We start from the raw sequence: 17226 nt of genomic DNA on the forward strand, positions 1-17226 counted from the left end.
CTCACAACACGTTGGGAAGAGGGGATTATATGAATTCTATGAGCTAGCTGTTTTTAATGAGCGGTCTGTTTTCAAAAAAACATTTGCTAAACCAGGGACACTAACGTAAGTTTTGATTGGTTACACCCGTTAAACCACCATGCATCCATTTTATTGCCCAATTATAAAATTCCTCGGCGGGCATGGGTTTTGCGATTAAATAGCCTTGTGCCAGATCGCACCCTAATTCGAGCAGATAATTCCAATCTTCGACAGTTTCTACTCCTTCCGCAACGGAGGTGAGCTTTAATTTTTTAGCCATTTCCAGACTGGAACTTACGATGATGCGCGTAGATTCATTTAAGGCAGCATTGGTTACAAACGACTTATCGATTTTAAGTTCCGTATAGGCGATACGCATAAGTTGCTGCATAGTTGAATATCCGGTCCCATAATCATCAATAGACAAACCAAAACCTTTCATTCTTAATCTGGATAGATTTTCCAGGACACTGCCAAGGCAAGAGGTTGTGGCGGATTCAGTGATTTCTAAAATCATATGATGAGGCTCCAATCCTTGGGATAGAACTAGATTCGTGATTCGATCGGCCAATGTTGTATCTGTTAAGGATATGAGTGACAGATTAACTGAAACCATTATATTAAGTCCTGCGTGCCTCCATGAGCTGCAATATTTTGCTGCTTTTTTTAAAATTACCCAAGTCAATTCATCAATGATCTCCATATGCTCCATATCGGAAATAAAATCCTGGGGGTTGATAATACCTGCTCGTGGGTGTCGCCAGGAAGTAAGTGCCTCAGCGCCTTTAATGAACCTGGTTGTCAATTCAATTTTAGGTTGGAAAAAAGGTTCAAATTCTTCGTTTTTTAGTCCTTTCAACAATTCTTTTTTGGTAAATGATCGTGTTGGAGGTTTTGATTTTGTTACCTTGTGGTTTCTAACGGCAGACATATATTTGTTAAGTAACAATTCTAACTTATTCTTACTAACTGGTTTTTCGACGACACCGAGAAGATTAATCTCGTAAGCCAATGCCATGGTTTCGATAGATGTGATCAGTGGCCGTTCCAATCCACTAAAAATAATAGTGGCTATTTTAGTTTTAATTTCACTAAGGTGGCGAAGTAGTTCCATGCCATCCATGCCAGGCATTTTGATATCACTGATTATAATATTAATGGATTTAGCATGTTTTTTAATTATTTCGAGTGCCGTACGGCCATCTTTCGCTTCGTATAGGTTTTCTACACCCATATTTTTTAAGAGGCGGATTAGGATATTACGTTGAAATTCTTCATCTTCTACAATTAGAATGGTTAAATTTTTAAAGCTCATACATTTATTCACCTGACTGAATGTCTTAAGTTCTTCTGCATAACAGAAACGTAATAAGACTAGATTAGAGTGAATCTAAATAGTTCTCCAAGTTTTGCACCTCTTCATCAAGTTTAGTTCGATATTTTTCAACGGTTTTATCATCATTCTTGCGACTCGCTTCTTCAATTTTCTGACAAATGATGGCAAGTCGTTGGGCTCCAACCAGCTGGCAGGCCCCTTTGATCTGATGAGCTAAGTTCATTATTTGGTTGAGCTCCTTCTTTTCTATCGCGTCATTAAGTAAAGCAGTACTTTTACTGTTTGTTCGCCTGAAATCCTTAAGAATCTCTTGTATTGCTTTCTCATCTTCTCCTACAATTTCAATCAATAGGGAGCGGTCGATAGGTGGGGCTGTAGGAAGTGGTAACCAATGATCCATACAGCGCATTAAATCTATCAAGGCCACAGGTTTTACCAAAACATCATTCATACCTGCTGCCAGGCAATTTTTTTTTACATCCAATTGAGCATCAGCCGTGCAGGCAATAATCGGGGTATTTTTTAGGGCATTTACATGCTCATATTCACGTATTTTCTGTGCCAACTCATAACCATTCATCATAGGCATGTTGCAATCTGTTAAAATTAAAGCATATTTTTTAGATTGCAGTGTCGCCAGGGCTTCTGTCCCTCCTTTAACTCCTTCCGCAGCATAACCCAAAGAATTTAACTGTTGCATGAGAACTTTACGATTCACTGGATAATCATCAACTATACATACGAGGGAATTTTCTCTCTCTGCATCAGGAACATTAGGAGCACTCCGACGATTAGCTATTGTCTCTGCTAATTGATGGATGGGTTCTGTGAAGTCAGTTTCGATTTGCTTTTGATCTGCAATGGGAAAAGTGACTGTTAGAACCATCATAGTCCCGTGATTTAACTCACTACTAATGTCAATGGAACCATTCATCAATTCGGCCAGTCTTTTGTTTATTGCAAATTCTAAAATTGCACCACATATCTCATGGGCATGCTGTTTTTCAATCTCGGCAAATGGGTTGAGGAGCTGTTGCAAGCTCTCAGGAGGGATTCCAATCCCAGTATCTTCTACTAAAAATCGTAAACGCTCGGATTTATTAAGGCGTTCTAGTAGGTCAACCCGAATTATTATTTTTCCTTCCGATGTAAATTTAATTGAATTGGTTATAAAGTTTCCAATTATTTGTTGGAGTCGTGCTGAGTCAAATACTAAAGCAGGACTAATCGATGGATCACAATAAGCCTCTAACACGATTCCTTTTCGACTAACTGCTCCACTATATAATTGATATAATTTTTTAATGATCGCGGCAATAGAATCAGCTTTGGGAGAAATTTTCATTTTCCCTGCTTCAATCTTTGAAAAATCTAAAATATCATCGATAATGCGCATTAACGATTTACCGGATTCATAAATGGTTGCGAGAGTACTTTGTTGATCAGAATCCAGCCTGCTTAAACCTAATAATTCCAATAAACCGATAATTCCCATCATTGGAGTGCGAATTTCGTGACTCATAGTGGCAAGAAATTTACTTTTTTTAATATTAGCCAAATCAGCGGCTTCTTTTGCTACTTGTAACTCTATTTCACGGCGCATTAGCTCTTTATTCATGCTGACAACATCTTCAAATGAAGAAGCCAGCAAGTGGAGAATTTGCTCAGGTCTTGACGGGATAAAATAGTCCTTATCATCCAGATTGATTCGGTACCCTGATTTTTTGTTTTTCTCTCTAATCCGTTTTTTTCTCTTTAAAATCAATTGAATGCGATGCAGCAAAAATTCTGGCTTATAAGGTTTATAGATGAAATTATCAGCGCCGGCTTCCAGGCCTTTGCCAATTTCTTCAATTCCCTCCAGAGACGTCATTAAAATAATCGGTATGTCTTTTAAATTTTTATCATCCTTAATAGCTCTACATAGCTCAAAACCATCCATCTCCGGCATTAGAACATCACTGATGATAAGATTAGGCTTTTGTTGTTCTACCGCTTGTAAGGCTTCTCTACCATTGGTTTTTACAACATGTTGATACCCGTTTTTTTCCAGTAAATAACTTAGCGTTGCGCATTGTGTTGGACTGTCTTCAACAATGAGAATGGTTATTTCCTGGTTACTGTTCACGAGCTTTGCTCCAGTGAATGATGGTTCCTGCCATGTTAGTCAAAAAATTGGCAATGTCCTCCGGCGATAAAACAGCGGAAGCAGCACCTATATTGATTGCTTCACCAGGCATACCATTAACGACAGACGTTTCTTTATCTTGAACGATGGTAAATGCCCCATGATTTTTCATCAGTTTAAGTTCAGCCGCTCCATCTTTTCCCATTCCCGTTAATAAAATGCCTACTGCCTGATTGCCAATTTGTTTTACAATTGATTGAAATAACGCACCGACAGAGGGGCAATGACCGTTGACAGGAAGATCTTTACTCAGTGCGATTGTTCCCGTTTTCGTTATTTTCATTTGAAATCCTTCAGGAGCGACATAAGCACACCCTGGTTGGAGAATTTCACCAGCATCTGCTATTTTGACCGGGAAACCCGTTGCTTTTTCCAGCCAATCTACAAAACCTTGGGTAAAACCATTTGCAATATGCTGAACAATTAAGATACTTGCCGGGAAATTTTTCGGAATATTGGACAAAATAGTCTTTAACACAACAGGCCCTCCAGTTGACGCTCCAATTGCAACGATTTTAACTGCACCAAGATTAAATTGAGCTTGTGAATCAGTTGTTTCAGTAGACAAGCGACTATCTTTTTGGGGCCATCGCCGGATTACTTTTATCTCGGACATTGCTCTAATAGTTTGTATCAGTTGCTGGGCTTGAGTTTCGTGCTCGGGGTGCTGGGAACCGACTAAAGAGCCAATAACAGATACTGCTCCCGCATCAAGTGCATGAAAAGCTTCAATGGCTTCCTGGGTACTTACACTAGCTGATACAATAACGATTGCCACTGGATGTGTCTCCATGATTTTACGAGTAGCCTCCAAGCCATCTAAGTGGGGCATGTGAAGATCCATCGTAACCACATCAGGATTTTTTGCCTTCACAGCAGCAATGGCCTCTTCACCGTTGGATGCTGTGCCAATCAATGTCATGTCTGGTTGAGCATCTATAATGCTTGTAATTAGTTCTCGAATGACAGGAGAATCGTCGACTACCAACACACGAATTTTGTGAGGCTCTTCAACTTGACTCATAGTAATCTCCGCACGATCTCCAGCAAATTGCTTTGATCAAAACTACTCTTAGCCATATAGGCATTAGCTCCTGACTCAATCCCACGCTCTCGATCCTCTTGAGAACCGAGCGCTGTAACTAACACAATAGGTAATTGTGCGTATACCTTATCTGCCCGAATTTTTTCTGTTAATTCAAAACCATTCATTTTGGGCATATCCACATCAGACATGACTAAGTCAAATGCTTTTGTTCTCAATAAAGTATAGGCTTCTAAACCATCAACTGCTGTTGAAACTTGATAACCAGCTGATTCTAAAATACCTTTTAACAGGGTGCGGGAAGTAATAGAGTCTTCAACGACCAGAATAGATTTTTTGACTGGTTCAGCAGTAGCCTTATATTCTTGAACAGGTTTGGGGCTAGCTAATAATATGCACGCTGTACGAAGTAAGTCGGCAACATTTAAAATAGGTACCACCTGACCATTGTTCCGTAAGGTAGCACCAGCAATATTACGGATATGGGCTGCTTGTTTATTGAGATTTTTAACTAAAACATCTTCTTCGCTGAGTATTTCATCGACGCCAAAAGCGATGCGCTTACCAGAGGCTTCTAAAATGAGTATAAGTTGATATTCTCCTGGCGAATCATTACTCGCTGATTGAGCTAAACCTAAGGTATTTGCCAAAGTTATAAATGCCAGGGTTTCTTTTTGCCAAACAACAACAGGTCGATTCTCAATGGATTTGATGGACATTTTGGGTATCCGTAAGCATTGAATAATCTGGGCAGATGGTAAAAGAAATTGCCGATTCAAAACTCGTACATAGACCCCGCGGAAGGTTGTAAGTGTTAATGGCAAGATAATCCGAAATGTTGTTCCTTTACCTTTATGAGTATCTACTGTAACCAAACCACCCAGTTTCTCCGTTTTTTCCCAGACAATAGCAAGCCCAAGCCCTCTACCCGACAAATCCGTGATCATTGGACTTGTGGTTAAACCGGATTGAAAAATGAGCGGGATAATATCTTCTTTTTTAGGAGACTGATTTTCCCTCGGGTTGATGAGGCCAAGTTGTTGGGCTTTTGCGTAAATTTGCTTCAGATCGATACCAGCTCCATCATCCGAAACAAGTATTTCAATGTGGCCACCTGCGTGTTCCTTCGTACTGAGAGTAATGGTTCCTTTGGCGGGTTTATTAGCTCTGTCGCGACCATCCGGTTTCTCTATGCCATGATCAATACAGTTTCGAACGAGATGAATAAGTGGATCAAACATTTCTTCAATAATTCGACGATCAATTTCAGTATCGGCACCCTGTATAATCAATTCCACATTCTTCCCTTGTTCTTTAGCAAGGTCACGTACTAACTTGGGAAGTATCTGGAGTGTGGTGAAAATGGGTTGCATTACCACTTTTTTCATATCTTCCAGCAAACTGCTGACTTTTACATTGAGCAAGTGCTCATCCTGCTCAGCTGACTTTAGTAATTTTGTCATCTGACAATTAAAGGACTTAACGAAATCTATCTCCCAGGATACAAATTCAAGCAATCTTTTTAATTGCGGCTCCTCTATCGGAGAGTGAGGATGTTTATCTGGTTTTTCCACGGAATTCGATAAGGATTTTTGAATCAGTTTTAATTTAGCCTGGGCTTTTATAAGTTTTGCCAAAACGAGAACAGCTTCACGAATATCAATAGTCCTCTGAGAAGTAGCCAATTTGATGGCTAACAATTCTTCTACTTCTAAGAGCAAGGTATCCAATTTGATTTTTGCGATTCTTACTGTGTTGGCTACTGCTGGCTTTACGGTAGGAGGCGTTTCATGATGGGTGGGTGGGGTCGAGGGATTATTCTTTTTCCTTTTTAAGGGTGTCTCCAGCTCTGTTGGTACTTTAGGGATACTACCTTTCTTGATTAAATCTTCGAGCTGGGTGATTAATGTCGCGACAGGATATAGTTCTTTCCCAATGTCACTATTTTCTTTTGCTAATATATGACTAATCGTATTCACAATTTCGTGAAGTGCATCTAATAATGCTGAGCTAATTATCAACTGATTATGTTTAAGTGCTGAAAAAACATTTTCAACTGTATGGCATAAAGATTCAATATCAGTCAGATCTACCGCTCTGGCTGCCCCTTTTAGGCTATGGGCTGCGCGATAAATGGTTTCAACTATTTCTCCCTTTTTATTCGATGATTGCTCTTTTTCCAGCTCAATTAATCCAGAGGAGATATTTTTAATATGCTCCTCTGCTTCCTCCCTGAAAGTTTGAAGTAATCGTTCGCGAAATTCTTGATTAGCGTTTTCCATAGTACTTCCTTCATTAAGCTTTGAACTCCTCCGTTAATGCCTGAAGTTTTTGTCCCAACTGGGACAATTCATGTGCCAACATTTCGACCTGCTTTGTACTCGCAACGTTTTGTACACTGGCTTGATTGATATTTTGCATTGCTTGTGCTACCTGATCCATTCCTATCAACTGTTGTTGGGAAGAAGCAATAATCTGGGTTGCCGCATTGGCAGATTCCGCTATGCTTTTGGCCAGTGTGCGAATCGCTTCGCTTGCATTGTTTGAAAGTTTTACGCCTGTTTCAACTGCTTTACTGCCTTCTTCTGCTGACAATACAGCAGTACTTAAGGCTTTTTGAATATCGCCTAGTATCATACGTACTTGAGAGGTCGCTTGCTTGGATTGTTCGGCCATCGTTTTGACTTCCTGAGCGACCACGGAAAAGCCTTTCCCATGTTTACCGGCTTTTGCCGCCTCAATTGACGCATTGACAGCCAGTAGATTTGACTGTTCAGCGAGGTCATTGACAGTATTAATGATCTCTCCAATGTCCCGACTTTGTTCAGAAAGCGTTACAATTCTTTCCGCCATGGTTTCCATTTTCTGTTGAATTTGATTCATGGCTTCCACCGATTCCGCCATGGACTTTTGGCCTTCTTGGGAAATCTGAGCTGTTTTTTGACCAATCTCTGCTACATATTTCGCCTTCTGAGCAGAAATTTCACTTGTTTGCCTTACCTCTTCAATAGTGGATGATGTTTGGCTAACGGCTGCTGCTGTCTCACTCGAGCTTGAGGCTAGTTGGGTTGTTGACGCTGTAATTTGATTCGCCGCGGTAGCTAATACGTTAGTTCCTTCATTGATTCTTCGTGATGCTTTGCGCAATGAGCCCATCAACCAAGTGGCCATAACGATACTTACGCTGATTGCTGCCAAACTAGCAAGTGCCAAGACGTAAATTGTAAATTTGGCATTTTGCTCTGACTCACTCAAAATTGTACGGGCATTTTGTTCCATCATAGTGACCATGTCATTAGCTAACACGTCCATTTTCTTATTAATATCAGATTGAGCACTGACCATTAATTTCCTGGCCTCTTCCATCTTCCCCGCATAAATCAAGGGAACAATCTGTTCTTCTCGGAGGCGATTAAACTCTTTGCGAAGCTCGTTAAATTGCTGCAATTTGGAAAATCGTTCTGATCGCTTTTGATTACGCGTTATCAAATCTTCTATGTTTTTATTATTTATTGTTAATCGTTCTTGAATAGCATGGTAAAAAGCTTCTTGTTCCGCTTTTTCAGAAACGATACTCATTTGCAGCAGATCGGCGCGTGAGGCATTTTGTTGGCTTCGCATATCTTTAATAGCCAAAGCATCCACAAATTCTTGCTCAAATAATGCTTTTTGTGATACCAGTATTCTATTCATTCCCCATATTGAGAAAAACGAGACAAGAATTAAGAGCGTGATAATCAAGATGAAACCACTCCCTAGTTTTCCCCTCATTGAGAACGTCGTTTTCCCTGTCATAAATAGTCTCCTGGTTTCATCGTACGATAACCCCTTCTCTTAGGGGAAGGGCAATTGGTTGAACCAAGACCAATGCAGTACATTAATTCTAGGTTATATTAAATGTTTCATTCACGATAATCGTTGGATCGCTTAAAATTTTGTTCGCGTCTAAAATAACAATCTGCTTCTCGGTTACCCCTTTTAGGTATTCTTTCCTGACGCCAGAAAATACGTTAAGGGGAGACTGAATCGAATTAACAGGTATTATTCTAGGTCCAATTGAACGATCGGCAATAATCCCAAATTCCATCAAATCGGAATGAAGAATGATGACTTGACTCAGATTGGTCAGCTCTTTCTTAGGAATTTCAAAGAAAGTCTTGATATCCAGCACGGACATAATTTTTCCACGTACATTCATGATCCCAAGCATATAAGAGGGTGTACCTGGTAGCGGGGTGATCTCTTTGGCAGGGCAGACTTCATCAATATAACTTAATTCAATGGCATAGGTTTCTTCTCCTAACTCAAATTCCATCACTGAAATTGTATCTGTTGATTCTTCTAAAACGTGAGGTTTTTTAGCCAATCTTTGAGCACGATGCTTTAGAATTTTCTGAGTTTCATCGGGAGAAGGGTGCCAACCTTGTTCAAGAATCCTTTGGCTTGCTTGAAGACATTCATGAATTGTTTTCCAGTCGTATTTCATAACTGCCTCCATTAACCATCGTTACTTGAATAAGTTCTGTAAGTTGACGGGCACTCAATCCTTCTGATTCTGGAACAATTTGTTCTTCTTGGTAATGACTCAAAATCTCTAAAGCACTCCTAAAATGTTTTTCAGCATCATGAATGCAACCTTGCAGATGATATTGATTCCCGATAGCAATGTGGACAATAACATTATTTTGATCAATAAATAGGGCGCGTTTCAGTGCATCCAATGCGTCTTCCTGGAGTCCTTCTTCCTGGAGTATCATTCCATACAAATACCACCATTCCTTATTTAATTTATCAATTTTTAAGGCCTTTTTACACCATTGATGCGCATCCTTTAAAAAACCTTGATTAGAATAACATCGAGCTAATAAGAGCATAGTCGATGGTTCCTGGGGATTTTTTGCCAAAATTTGTTTTGCTATTTGTATAGCCTGCTCATAATGTCCTTGAACAAAGTAATTTTCAGCTTTTTGGTAAGAGCGTTGGTATAATTCCTCGGCTTTTTCTACTGGATTATCTTCGCTTATATTCAATAGTTCGATTGTGGGCAAGGCTGATTGTTGGGGCTCAGCAGACTCCAAGGCTAAATTGATGGCAGAGGGTAAAATGAGGGGAGGTTCTCGATATCCTTGTTCTTCTTCCTTATAAGAACTCACTTTCTGGTAAATCATCGAATGACAGCTATCCATCAGTACAAGATTAGGGAAATTGATAGTTGGTGGAATATCCACTGGGCTAAGAAATAACCATCCGCCCTCTACTAAGGACTGCGTTAATTTGTGCAGGACTCGATTAATCTCAGAATGCTCGAAGTACATCAAAACGTTTCGGCAAAATATGATATCCATAGCATTGGTGCCATTATCAATCGAAGGATAGCTATTTTCCGCCAGATTGTGATACGAAAATGTCACCATTGCTTTTATTTCAGGCGAAATCGCAAAATGGTTCTGATTTGTTTTACTAAAATAAGTTTCCTGAATTCCAACTGGCGCATCTCGGAATGACCAGGCGCTATAGATTCCTTCGCAGGCTTTGCGAAGAAATTCCATGACAATATCGGTAGCAAGAATTGTAATGTTCCAGGAGCGCCGATTGGGGATTTGTTTTGCAAGTGCTATGGCAATGGAATAGGGTTCCTCACCCGTGCAGCAGCCCGCGCTCCAGATCCGTAAACGCTGGTTAGTCCCTAAACGTTTTTTTAATAGAGAAGGTAAAACCTGCTGTTCAAGCATTTCAAAACTTTGCCGATCACGAAAAAAATAGGTTTCACCAACAGTCAAATACTTGGCAAGAATTTCAATTTGTTTTTGCTCCCATGGCGATGCAATTAACTTATGGGCCAGCTCCTCAGGGCTTTTTACACCAAAAGCATCAGCGGCTGCTTTAATACCCCGATATAGATCTAACCTTCGTATTTTCGTGAAATTTAACCCTGTATTGATTCTTAGGGAATCACTGAGTTGTACCCATAATTCGTCTTCAGGATCAAATTCCTCACTTTCTATCCGCATATGCAATCGCCTCTTGAAGTGGTTTAGCTTCGTCTATGGGAAGTAGCTTATCTAAATCATGCAACAACAATATCAATCCATCTTGTCCCTTGAGAACTTGCCTGACATATTCTATCCCTGGAAAAATGGGTTCTAAATCAATAAAATCCTTTTTATCATACTCAATGACACCAACTACCTTATCAACTAGAAAGGCAGTAGATTTTTGGTTTTGAGTAGTAATAATAAGCTTATCCGATAGATTAATTTGATGTTCTGGCAGATAAAAATAGAGACGTATATTGAGTACGGGCATAATCTGCCCTTGCAAATTAATAATACCGAGTATATTAGGTGGTAGATTAGGCAAGGGAGTAATTTCAACTACTTGAACAACTCGGTCGACGCTCTTTAAAGGTAAACCGAATTGGTATTCGTTGATCAAAAATACAACCACTTGCTCTATCACGTTGGATCTGCCTTATTATTACTCAATTTTAAGATTAGAGTACTCAAACTCGATTTGCCAATCGGTACTCAAGCTAAATGGGATAAATAGGATAAGTACAAATAGCCTACTGATCGCAAGATTTCGTAGATGAGGAAGGTGAAAAGGGCCTCCAAAATGCTGTCTGTATTTTTAATACATTTACTTTGGCGTCGACGGCAACTATACCACCATGAGTACGTTCTGGGATTAATCGTTGTTCGAATTGAGCCATTGAAGAAAATAGATTAAAAACCAATCCAACGGATGTAGTAGTTGTGTCGATTGCACCATCACATAATGATTTAGAACCCACATCTTTTTCTCTTAATGTTTCGATTAGGGATACTAAGTGGACCATTGAGCGACCCAATCTATCTAAACGCCCAACAACCCAAACGTTGCCCGGAGGGTAAGTTCTCCATACACTCGAATAATCATATCCTTTATTGGCACAACTGCTTGTATTCGCGTCTTTGCCAAAGTACAGAAAACTCCTTGATAGCTAAAATGTTGCTTGCTGATAAACTTGCCCCTTTGGGTCTTTGATGGAAAAAATCTATGTTTGATCAACTCTGATCCATCAATAAAATAGGATAATGATCAACCCGAGCGCAATGGGCGGTCAACTCCTTTTTAAAGGATTTTTCTGCTTAGCTTTATGCCTACAACGCATTGAAGAGTAAATGATTTTAGGACGATGATTCAATCCCATAAAATTGAGTATTAATTGTGCATTTTGTCGGAATTATTAATATTATCTTAATATTACGAAACATATAATTGGTAGCGTGAAAAAATTAGATTAACGTTTACTCTAGAGAAAAATTATGCCCAGAATTATAAACAGTAACGCTTATGCAGATATGGAAATTGAGCTTGATACCTTGTTTTATCAGGTCTATAAACACGATAAGAGAGATAGGCAGGATACAACGTTCCTTGTTCAATCTTTTTTAGATAAGTTCAGTGAATCTCTTGTAAGTCATTGCCGTCAATTATTTAACAATGTTCGTGAAGAAGATGTAATTTATTATAAATCAAAGGATAAACGTAAAGGAGCCTACAGTCTTGATCCATTGAGTGATTATGCTGGTGCCTTGCAACTTATGGTTACTACCTTAATTGCAGGACAAGAGGAGCCTACTAAACGCGCCTTTTATTATGAAATGTTCATTCAATTAATGAATTCTTGTTACCGCAAAGGGGATTTGACAAGTGCTACAGCCATATGGATCGGACTACGATCTCATAATCTTGGAAATTATGTTGATATGAAACGAATCAGCGCTAAGAGCCGCTTGCTTTGGCAAGAATGTGATGTTGAGCTTGATAGAATAAATAGCCCTGTAACTACATTAATCGCACATGAGGAGTTGAGAAGAAAATTTAAAGCAGTTTTAATTCCATCATTAAATCCCCTAATACAGATTCAGGCTAACTGTAAGGAAGTATATGATGATAGGCTTGCGCAGGCTCAAGAGAAATTGAAAGAAATCGAGCCTAAACTACGTGAACTGGATCGAGAAATGCATCGATTGCTTAATCAATTGCAGCTCGACAATTCTATTTGGTCGCAAGAATATTATGACTATATGAGTACGGTTTATTTAGCTCAGTGTCAGTTTGAATATTCCTGTCTCTTGCGAGAATATGATGAGTGTTTAGGCTATCCAGGTGTGGCTAAAGAATTTCATAAGGATCAAAATGCAGAACATCTGGTTCGTCTCCTAGACCGATGTTTTCAAGAAAACCGTGAGCTTAAAATTTCGCCTCCAGATGGGAAAGTGCTTGCATTGTTAGACGAAGTAGAAGAATTTAACCGTACTTATCCGGGGGATATTACGTTAGATCTTTATGATTTGGTTAAGGAAAATTGTCATAAGGTTAAAGCCCGGAATATTAGTAAATATACTTCAAAAATTATGGAGGGTCTTAAACATCCTCGAGGAGTGCCAGTAATTGGGTACGAAAATGGGCAAGATCCCGAAACGGTAGAGTATATTCAGCCTACTTATGATGGCATTAAATTAATGAAAGAGCTGTATGATGCAATAGAGGCTCATGAACCTAAAGTTACCGTTGAAATACCGGTGGGTCGTATGCATTGTGGATTCTTTAAGGATATTCCTAATGCACCGGCTGTTGAAGAAGGACTCGTTTTGCAAAACCAGGATATGCAGCCAATTGGTTATGACTTGGATGATTTTCAAGTTCCTGTAGTCCAGGTTCCTAGCTAATTTCGCGACAACACTTGTCTCAATGCAAACAGAAGATAGGGTATGGGTAACTCGTCCTCTATTTTCTGTATTTTTAAAATACACGCTCCTGGTAGCTTGGCACAAGTTCGATTGTTCATCGTCATAAAGTAACAATAAATAATCAAATTGAATAAATTTATATCTAATATATAATTTATAACATCTACTCAAATGATAAATATCATGGGCTTCTTCATTAAGAATATAGTTGTTATTGGTGATATGGAGGGCAAAAATGGCGAATACGATAGCTCTCTAAACTCAATGCAAGGTGGTCGTCCGATTATTTTCAATGATGGAATTGTTGACAATCAGCGAGTTGAGCGGATGGTTGAGCAGATAAAAGGGCTTGCGGAATGTGCAAAGAAAAACTCTAGGCCTACACGATTAACCCGGCTGATTACCGATGAATTTAGTTTTTATACAAAAAACACTCCCTTGAGCATAGAAGAATATAAGGAACTTATTAATCAAACGTCTGACGCGCTTAAGCACCTTCCTCCCAATATTGTTTTAATTTTGAGCAGCATTCCAGTTTTATGGCCCGATGGAACCTTACGCAATGCTGTCTTGCATGTTCAGTCTCCAAACACTGAAGATTCGGAACCCGTTATTCATCATTTTAGTAAAGAAAGCTGTTCTGGCATCGATCCATGGTATTCCAAAGATAATACCCTCTCTAATTGTTATGAATTTCGCGGTGATGATTATTCCAGCGATGAATATTCTCCTGACGTAGTCTTGAAAGATACTAAAGTGAAATGCAATGATCCAAATCAGTACAAAAGCGCCATTATAGTACAAGGTGTCAATTTACCTCCCATTGTTGACGCCATTGATGTCTGCTTGGATCATCAAAATGGGGTTGCAATAAAAAATGCCGAACAATTATTAAAAAACCTTTCGTCGCCGCCAGTATATATAAGCCACATTGTAACCTCTAATTATATCGCTATAAGTGAAGACCAGCTGACATCAAGTGTCGTACATGTCGATCATAAGAGACGGAGGGTAGAGGGCTCTGACGAAAAAAAAGAAGAGTTGATAAGCACTGCTTTTGGAACTGAAAGCAGGGTATTTATATACCAATCCAAAAAAGCTGAACCCATTCATTCCAAGTTATTTAGAAACATTTCTAATAAAGTAAACCTACAAAATATTATCGATGATGAGGGTAATACTCTGCTGCATCAAAGTATTACTCCTGATAAGAGAAACAATCCCTACTGTACCCATAAAAGAAGGCGTATAGAAAGTATTCTGCCGCACTATGACCATCAATCTATTAATCAGCAAAATAAGGAAGGTGATACCCCTCTTCATTTAGCAATAAAAGCTTTTTATGAAGAACACCTCTTTCTCCAGTTTCTAGAGCGAGGAGCGAGACTCGATATTAAAAATAATCTAGGGTTAACTCCTATTGGTATCGCATATCAAGAGAATAAACCTGATCTGGTTACGGCTCTTTGTAATAAAATCATCAATAATAAAAAAATATACCTTTTCCATCGTGATGTTATTTTAGATCTAATCAATGAAATCAAAGACCAGGAACTGCAAAAAAAATTAGCTCGCGCGGCATTAAGCTTTGAGCGTTCTGAATTTTTCCTTAAGAAGGAAATTATTGATCGTTTATTCGAAATAAGCAGCAATTCACTCGAATCAACACCCAATGCTCCTCCATTGTCATCTGCACTTGGCACATCCAAAGAAGAAGAGTCTGCAATCCCAGAGCCTATAGAGCAAGAGCCTATCCTCCCAGATCTTAGTAAAACTGACGCTTATGCTTTAATAAAATCTGAATTTAATAAAGGTCCCGAAGCGAATCTAAGATTGATTGAGCGCATTTTATTACAAAATATTAACTTAAATGAAGGCAGTGGGTTTGGAGATCTTACTTTAGGTGCTTATCTCGTTGCCCAAGCATTTATCAGTAGAGATTCTATTTCGCCTATTCTCTTAGATTTTTTCTTCACCTTAGCAAAATCTCATTTAGATGAGTACACGATCCAAAAAATAAGCGATTACCTGGACGAGTCAACGTGCACCGATTGGATTTACCAAGAATTGGTAAAAGATCAATTTAACAAAGCACTCCAAGGAAAAACGCTTGATACAGAGATTATTTTTACTGCTTTTTCTAAGGGAAAAACCATTTGGGATGCAAAATATGGTGCTCTTACCCTCGCAGAGCAAGCTGTGTTTGAATCTTATCGCACAAAAAATCCAAAACTTCTAGAGATGGTATTTACAGAGTTGCGTAAAGAAAAACTATCCATTGATGTTGATGAAATTGCAAAAAAAATGGGCGAAAACTCCTCTGATTTTTTAAATTGGGTAAATACGCAACTTGAAAAAATTGAGTTACACCATCTCCTGAAAAATGAATTTTTAAAAGGATCTTCTGCAGACCTAATTACCGTTCGTAATATTTTGGAATTAGGAATCAATTTAGATAAAGACAGTGGTCTTCGTGGTGGTCTTACCCTAGGCGAACATGTGATTGCTCAGGCTTTTATTAATAAGGATTCCATTAGCGCTGATACGTTGGTTTTTTTCTTCAACTCAGCTGGGGCTAAACTAAATCCTGAAAAAATTAAAAGAATAGCCGTAACCTTTGAAAACACGGAAGAAGTTAGTGATTGGATTTATCAACAGTGGATGACACTTGAACTTAATAAGGGGATACAGGGGCAAAAGATTAATGAAAGGGTCAGTCTTACTGCCTTATCCCAAAGAAAAGAAATTTGGAATCAAACATACGAACCTCCAGTAGTACCGATTGAAGAACCCACGTCAGACACCACAAAGGCTACTGCAATTACTGCTGTTAAAATTGCCATGGTCTCCCAAAAGCCCAATGGTGTGCTACTCACTTTTGCTGAGCAAGCTGTAGCCCAAGCTTTCAAAGAAAAAAACTTAAAAATTCTTGAAAAAGTATTTATTGAATTAAATAGAAATAACTTAACACTCGATGTAAAAAAAATCGCAGAAAGTTTCGATAATCAAGGGCAAGAAGTAGTGAGCGATTGGATCAACAGCCAACTGCCACAACTTGAAGCACAACAAATGTTAAGAATAGAGTTTCAAAAAAAAGAACAAGCCAATCTAGAGGTTGTTCTGGAGAACTTATCTAGAAATCCTAATTTGAACTCAGATGGAGGCTTTTCCAACGGGCTTAATCTTGCCGAACAAGCCATTGCACAAGCCTATATTTCCCAGAGCTATGAATTGTTATCAGCAATTAACTCACGCTCTCCAATTGATAAGCAAGCAATTAATAAAATAGCCAAAACCTTTATTGATCCCAAAGATACTCTTTTAAATAACTCAGAAAAAATGAAAAAATTCAAGGATTGGGTCGCCCAACAATTATCACTGATGAACCAATCTGAATTAAATCCTATAAGAACAGTAGCTAAAAAGTATCAGTTTTTCCCGCAATGCAAACCTTCAACTGCGATTATTGAGACGCCTGAATCCAAAAATACTCCATCCTGAAATACGCTATTAATTCGAGAAATGGCGATCATATTTATTTGTTGCTCATTTAAAATCGTAATAATTAGTTTGCTATTAATGTAATCGGGATTAAATGCTTCATGAAATTTATGATCCGGGCCTCGTGTCCAAAATGCTGCGCCACGCTTCGCGTTCTTCGCTTCGCATTTTGTCGAGCCTCTCAATTCAAACACTTCCGGGAGTAGTCTGTTTGCTTGCAAACAGGTGCATTACCTTTGAAAGCAACGAGGGTGTTTTACTATTTCAGAGCGGGTTTGTTTTTGCTGTATTTAATGTGGATTGTTGTAATTTGAGGGCGCAGGATAGATTCGTCGGTCACTGCGTTTCCTTCTCACCGCGACGCGGCGCACTGAAGTGCGTCCAAAATGCTGCGCCA

Annotated in this window: 11 protein-coding genes; 2 read left to right on the plus strand and 9 right to left on the minus strand. The window is 38.9% G+C overall.

What is annotated here, in order from left to right; genetic code table 11:
* Positions 1-100: 100 nt before the first annotated feature.
* The 9 genes from ACN4Z1_RS06355 to ACN4Z1_RS06395 all read right to left on the minus strand — a co-directional run bounded on the left by ACN4Z1_RS06355 (position 101) and on the right by ACN4Z1_RS06395 (position 11557).
* Positions 101-1336 carry an EAL domain-containing protein gene (locus ACN4Z1_RS06355; RefSeq protein WP_228364131.1) on the minus strand — a complete coding sequence of 412 codons (1236 nt, stop codon included), beginning with the start codon at positions 1334-1336 and terminating at the stop codon, positions 101-103.
* 64 nt (positions 1337-1400) lie between these two features.
* Positions 1401-3485, minus strand: a complete 2085-nt coding sequence (locus ACN4Z1_RS06360) for a response regulator (protein WP_228364130.1) — start codon at positions 3483-3485, stop codon at positions 1401-1403.
* Positions 3475-4569 (minus strand): chemotaxis-specific protein-glutamate methyltransferase CheB, encoded by a 1095-nt coding sequence (gene cheB, locus ACN4Z1_RS06365; protein ID WP_228364129.1) that lies wholly within the window; start codon positions 4567-4569, stop codon positions 3475-3477. The genes ACN4Z1_RS06360 and cheB overlap by 11 nt, the downstream gene beginning before the upstream one ends.
* Positions 4566-6872, minus strand: coding sequence for a hybrid sensor histidine kinase/response regulator (locus ACN4Z1_RS06370; RefSeq protein ID WP_228364128.1), 2307 nt, complete (start codon positions 6870-6872; stop codon positions 4566-4568). Before ACN4Z1_RS06370 ends, cheB begins: the two co-directional genes overlap by 4 nt.
* Before the next feature lie 13 nt (positions 6873-6885).
* On the minus strand, positions 6886-8385 hold the full coding sequence (locus ACN4Z1_RS06375; RefSeq protein ID WP_228364127.1) for a HAMP domain-containing methyl-accepting chemotaxis protein: 1500 nt from the start codon (positions 8383-8385) through the stop codon (positions 6886-6888).
* A gap of 88 nt (positions 8386-8473) precedes the next feature.
* Positions 8474-9076, minus strand: coding sequence for a chemotaxis protein CheW (locus tag ACN4Z1_RS06380; RefSeq protein ID WP_228364126.1), 603 nt, complete (start codon positions 9074-9076; stop codon positions 8474-8476).
* A complete protein-coding gene (locus ACN4Z1_RS06385) occupies positions 9048-10601 on the minus strand; it encodes a CheR family methyltransferase (protein WP_228364125.1) in 1554 nt (517 codons plus the stop codon). The genes ACN4Z1_RS06380 and ACN4Z1_RS06385 overlap by 29 nt, the downstream gene beginning before the upstream one ends.
* A complete protein-coding gene (locus tag ACN4Z1_RS06390) occupies positions 10585-11049 on the minus strand; it encodes a chemotaxis protein CheW (protein WP_228364124.1) in 465 nt (154 codons plus the stop codon). Before ACN4Z1_RS06390 ends, ACN4Z1_RS06385 begins: the two co-directional genes overlap by 17 nt.
* 106 nt (positions 11050-11155) lie before the next feature.
* Positions 11156-11557 carry a recombinase family protein gene (locus tag ACN4Z1_RS06395; protein WP_228365048.1) on the minus strand — a complete coding sequence of 134 codons (402 nt, stop codon included), beginning with the start codon at positions 11555-11557 and terminating at the stop codon, positions 11156-11158.
* Between the two features lie 340 nt (positions 11558-11897).
* Here ACN4Z1_RS06395 and ACN4Z1_RS06400 point away from each other — a divergent pair, with 340 nt between their 5' ends.
* A complete protein-coding gene (locus tag ACN4Z1_RS06400) occupies positions 11898-13307 on the plus strand; it encodes a RasGEF domain-containing protein (RefSeq protein WP_228364123.1) in 1410 nt (469 codons plus the stop codon).
* Positions 13308-13511: 204 nt separating this feature from the next.
* The gene (locus tag ACN4Z1_RS06405; protein ID WP_419388096.1) at positions 13512-16829 is read left to right on the plus strand and encodes a hypothetical protein; all 3318 of its coding nucleotides are present in this window, start codon (positions 13512-13514) and stop codon (positions 16827-16829) included.
* Positions 16830-17226: the final 397 nt, after the last annotated feature.

The sequence above is a fragment of the Legionella sp. ST3F1 genome, from assembly GCF_048553315.1.
Classification (GTDB): domain Bacteria; phylum Pseudomonadota; class Gammaproteobacteria; order Legionellales; family Legionellaceae; genus Tatlockia; species Tatlockia donaldsonii.

Bases quoted from the DNA above. Each gene is read 5' to 3' on its own strand.
- ACN4Z1_RS06355 (WP_228364131.1), bottom strand. From the start codon at position 1,336: ATGAGCTTTAAAAATTTAACCATTCTAATTGTAGAAGATGAAGAATTT.
- cheB (WP_228364129.1), bottom strand. From the start codon at position 4,569: ATGAGTCAAGTTGAAGAGCCTCACAAAATTCGTGTGTTGGTAGTCGAC.
- ACN4Z1_RS06370 (WP_228364128.1), bottom strand. From the start codon at position 6,872: ATGGAAAACGCTAATCAAGAATTTCGCGAACGATTACTTCAAACTTTC.
- ACN4Z1_RS06375 (WP_228364127.1), bottom strand. From the start codon at position 8,385: ATGACAGGGAAAACGACGTTCTCAATGAGGGGAAAACTAGGGAGTGGT.
- ACN4Z1_RS06380 (WP_228364126.1), bottom strand. From the start codon at position 9,076: ATGAAATACGACTGGAAAACAATTCATGAATGTCTTCAAGCAAGCCAA.
- ACN4Z1_RS06385 (WP_228364125.1), bottom strand. From the start codon at position 10,601: ATGCGGATAGAAAGTGAGGAATTTGATCCTGAAGACGAATTATGGGTA.
- ACN4Z1_RS06400 (WP_228364123.1), top strand. From the start codon at position 11,898: ATGCCCAGAATTATAAACAGTAACGCTTATGCAGATATGGAAATTGAG.
- ACN4Z1_RS06405 (WP_419388096.1), top strand. From the start codon at position 13,512: ATGGGCTTCTTCATTAAGAATATAGTTGTTATTGGTGATATGGAGGGC.